The organism is Acidovorax sp. (assembly GCF_022763525.1).
GTDB lineage: Bacteria > Pseudomonadota > Gammaproteobacteria > Burkholderiales > Burkholderiaceae_C > Acidovorax.
On record NZ_JALEGG010000182.1, the window covers coordinates 1 to 4659 of the forward strand.

General features: G+C 62.8%; 4 protein-coding genes. All 4 read left to right on the top strand.

Annotation, left to right across the window (positions count from 1 at the left end; translation table 11 throughout):
- The coding region (locus MRY84_RS14070) for an ABC transporter substrate-binding protein (protein WP_291506341.1) at positions 1-1194 on the top strand (1194 nt) is incomplete at its 5' end.
- A 149-nt stretch (positions 1195-1343) separates the two neighbouring features.
- Positions 1344-2324: an ABC transporter permease gene (locus MRY84_RS14075; RefSeq protein WP_291506342.1), complete on the top strand. Its 981-nt coding sequence runs from the start codon at positions 1344-1346 to the stop codon at positions 2322-2324.
- Positions 2325-2472: 148 nt separating this feature from the next.
- Positions 2473-3690, top strand: coding sequence for a M20 aminoacylase family protein (locus MRY84_RS14080; RefSeq protein ID WP_291506343.1), 1218 nt, complete (start codon positions 2473-2475; stop codon positions 3688-3690).
- 87 nt (positions 3691-3777) lie between these two features.
- Positions 3778-4659, top strand: an 882-nt coding sequence (locus MRY84_RS14085) for an ABC transporter substrate-binding protein (RefSeq protein WP_291506344.1), incomplete at its 3' end; no start/stop codon positions are given.

Consider the following 4659-nt stretch of genomic DNA (forward strand, 5'->3'; position numbering starts at 1 on the left):
ATCAACAAGGTGGACGCGCAGACCATTGACGTCATCCTGAGCGCACCCAACCCCGTGCTGCTGCGCCAGATGACCGAACTGCGCATGATGAGCAAGGCCTGGGCGGAGAAGAACAAGTCGGTCGAGCCCAAGGACATGAAGGCATCCGACGAGAACTTTGCCCATCGCAATGCCATGGGCACGGGCCCCTACACGCTGGAATCCTGGCAGCCGGACGTGAAGATGGTCTTCAAGCGCAACCCCAACTGGTGGGGCAAGATGGACGGGAACGTCACCGAGATCGTCTACACACCGATCAAGTCGGCGGCGACGCGGATTGCGGCCCTCTTGTCGGGCGAAGTGGACATGGTGCTCGACCCCACACCCCAGGACTTGGGCCGCTTGCGCGCAAGCCCTGATTTGAAGGTGATCGACGGCATCGAGAACCGCACCATCTTCCTGGGCATGGACCAGTTCCGCGACGAACTGCCTGGCTCCAACATCAAGGGCAAGAACCCTCTCAAGGATGTTCGCGTGCGCAAGGCGTTGTACCAGGCAATTGACGCGGACACCATCTCGCGCAACATCATGCGCGGCCTGGGCAAGCCGACGGGTGCCCTGGTGGCCCCTCAGGTGGCCGGGTACACGGAAGCCGTGGGCAAGCGGTTCCCCTACAGTGTCGAAGCCTCCAAGAAGCTGCTGGCCGAAGCGGGCTACCCCGATGGTTTTGAAGTGGACTTTGCCTGCCCGAACAACCGCTACATCAACGATGAAGCGATTTGCCAGGCGGTGACCGCCATGTGGTCCCGCGTGGGCGTGAAGGCCAAGCTGCGCACGTTGCCACTCGTCAACTACTTCCCCATGATCCAGCGCTACGAAGCCAGCATCTACATGCTGGGCTGGGGCGTTCCGACCTTTGATGCGCTGTATAGCCTGCAGTCGCTGGTGCGCACGGTGGGGCAGGGCGGTGACGGCAACTACAACGTGGGCCGCTACAGCAACCAGCGCATGGACTATCTGGTGGACCGCATCAAGGTAGAAACCGACGCGCCCGTCCGCGCACGCATGCTGACCGAAGCCCTGCAGCTCTCCAACGACACTGTCTCGCACATTCCTTTGCACGACCAAGTGATCCCATGGGCCGTGAAGAAGAACATCGACTTGGTCCACCGCGCGGACAACCGCGTGGACATGCGCGTCGTCAAGGTGAATTGATCGGTTCCTGACACACTGAAAGCAAGGGCCCCCAGGCCCTTGCTTTCTTTGTTCCGGTATGCGGTCCGTCCAGACCAGTTTTTTGCCTTCAGCGCCCCGCCATCAAAAGTGGTCGTGGCGTTCCCATCGAACACTCAATCGACTCTCTGATGCTCGCCTTCATATTGCGCCGCCTGATCCAGGCAGTGATCGTCATGGTCACGGTGGCCTTCATCTCCTTCATGCTGTTCCAGTACGTGGGAGACCCCGTGGTGTTCCTGCTGGGCCAGGACGCCACCCCCGAGCAGATCCGCGAACTTCGCGCATCGCTGGGGCTCGACAAGCCCTTCTTCGTGCAGTTCTGGCACTTCCTGGTGAACGCCTCTCAGGGTGAGTTCGGCCTGAGCCTGCGCCAGGGCGCCAAGGTTTCGCGGTTGATTGCAGAGCGGTTTCCAGCCACGCTGGAGCTGGCGCTGGTGGCCGCAGTGCTGGCCCTGGTGATTGGCGTGCCCATGGGCGTGTACGCGGCCCTCAAGCGCGGCACCTTCACAAGCCAGCTGTTCATGACCATTTCCTTGCTGGGTGTGTCTTTGCCGACCTTCCTGATCGGTATCCTGCTGATCCTGGTGTTTGCCGTCACCCTGGGCTGGTTCCCCAGCTTCGGCCGGGGCGAGGTGGTGCAGGTGGGGTGGTGGAGTACTGGCCTGCTCAAGGCCAAGGGCTGGCATCACATCACGCTGCCGGCCATCACGCTGGCAATTTTCCAGCTCACGCTGATCATGCGCCTGGTGCGTGCGGAAATGCTTGAGGTATTGCGCACCGACTACATCAAGTTTGCGCGTGCGCGTGGCTTGTCCAACCGGGCCATCCACTTCGGGCATGCGCTCAAGAACACACTGGTGCCTGTGATGACCATCACCGGTCTGCAGCTGGGTGGCCTGATCGCATTCGCCATCATCACCGAGACAGTGTTCCAGTGGCCTGGGATGGGCCTGCTGTTCATCCAGGCAGTCACGTTTGCCGACATCCCGGTGATGGCCGCCTACCTTTGCCTGATCGCCTTGATCTTCGTGGTGATCAACCTGGTGGTCGACCTGCTGTACTTTGCCGTGGATCCGCGTCTGCGCGTAGGCAAGGCCGGGGGACATTGAATGAGCGCCCCCCTGAGTCGCTTCGCGCCATCCCTCCCGCGGGGAGATGCTCCCAGCGCGGCGGGGCGGCCCTTGCGCGGGAGCACTGGCCTGGGCCGCGCCGGTTGTGCCGGCGGCTGGCGCAGCACGAGCTTTCGGGACGTCTGACATGCAGTCGCTCCGATACAAAGCGGGTGGCCGGGCGTTCGCGCACATTGCGCAGTTCCATCCGGAGCTGACCGCCCTGCGCCGCGACCTGCACGCCCACCCCGAGCTGGGCTTTGAAGAAATCTATACCGGCAATCGCGTGAAAGAGGCGCTCAAGGTGTGTGGTGTGGACGAGATCCACGACGGCATCGGCCGCACGGGCATCGTTGCCGTGATCCGTGGCCGCAGCACCTCCAGCGGCAGCATGGTGGGCCTGCGTGCCGACATGGATGCGCTGCCCTTGGCCGAGCACAACGACTTCTCCTGGAAGTCGTGCAAGCCCGGCCTCATGCACGGCTGCGGCCACGATGGCCACACCGCCATGCTGGTCGGCGCGGCGCGCTACCTGGCCGAGACCCGAAACTTCGACGGCACGGCCGTGCTCGTCTTCCAGCCTGGCGAGGAAGGTTTGGCGGGCGCCCGCGTGATGATGGAGGACGGTCTGTTCGACCGCTTCCCGGTGCAGTCCATCTACGCCATGCACAACTGGCCTGCCATGAAGCCCGGCACGGTGGGTATCAATTCCGGCCCCATGATGGCGGCCGCCGACCGCTTCACCATCGAGATCACCGGTCGCGGTGGCCACGGCGCACACGCCTACCAGACGGTGGACGTGCTGGTGGTGGCTGCACACATCATCACAGCGGCGCAAAGCATCGTTTCGCGCAATGTCCGCCCCATTGAAAGCGCCGTGGTCAGCATCTGCGCAGCGCATGCGGGCGACCTGGGGGCTTTCAGCGTGCTGCCAGGTTCTGCCACCCTGGTGGGCACCGTTCGCACGTTCGACCCCGTAGTGCAGGAGATGGTGGAAAAGCGCCTCAAGGAACTGTGTAACGCCATTGCCCTGGGCTTCGGGGCCACGGCCACCGTGCACTATGAGCGCATCTACCCCGCCACGATCAACAGCGAAAGCGAGGCCCTTTTTGCCGGCGATGTGGCCGAATCCCTGCTGGGGGCCGACCACGTGGTGCGTGACCTGGAGCCCAGCATGGGCGCCGAGGATTTCGCCTTCATGCTGCAGACCCGGCCCGGCGCCTACCTGCGCATCGGCCAAGGCACGGGGGCCAGCGGCAGCGCCTTGCACAACAGCCGTTATGACTTCAATGACGACATCTTGCCGCTTGGTGCTGCCCTGCACGCGAGCTTGATCGAGCAGGCCATGCCGCTCGCGGCAGCCTGATGCCGTCCCGGCCGTTGCGATCATCCGATGCCAACCAACCCTAAGTGCACACGCTTCAGCGCACCGTTTTCCTACGAGGAGGTCTTTATGAAATTTCACAAGAAACTCGCCATTACCGCGCTTTTTGCCGCGCTGGCTACATCGGGTCTGGTCGCCAACGCCCAGACAATCCGGATCGCCAATCAAGGCGATTCACTGTCCATGGACCCGCACTCGCTCAACGAGTCACTGCAGCTCAGTGTCACCGGCAATGTCTACGAGCCACTGGTCGGCCGCAACAAGGATTTGAGCCTGGCACCTGCGCTTGCTACCAGCTGGAAGCAGACGTCGCCGACCGTCTGGCGGTTCGAACTGCGCAAGGGCGTGCAATTCCACGACGGCACGCCGTTCACGGCGGACGACGTGTTGTTCAGCTTCGCGCGCACCCAGGTGGAAGGCTCGGACATGAAGAGCTACACCAATGACTTCAAGGAAGTGCGCAAGATCGACGACCACACCGTCGAGATCGAAACCAAGACACCTTTCCCCATCCTTCCCGATGTGATTTCGCTCGTGTACATCATGAGCAAGAAATGGTGCGAAACCAATCAGGCGCAGGCACCGGTGGACCGCCGCAAGGGCATCGAGAATGCAGCCTCGTTCCGCGCGAACGGCACGGGCCCCTACCGCTTGCGCGAGCGCCAGCCCAACGTGCGGTCGGTGTTCGTGCGCAACGGGACCTACTGGGGCAAGATCGAAGGCAACGCCGCCGAAGTTGTCTTCACCCCCATTGGGAATGACGCAACACGCGTCGCTGCCCTGTTGTCCGGCGAGGTGGATGTGATGGAGCCCGTGCCGGTGCAGGACATCGACCGCGTGAACACCGGTGCCAACACCCGCGCCATCACAGGGCCTGAACTGCGCACCATCTTCCTGGGCATGGACCAGAAGCGGGACGAGTTGCTGTACTCCAGCGTGAAGGGCAAGAAC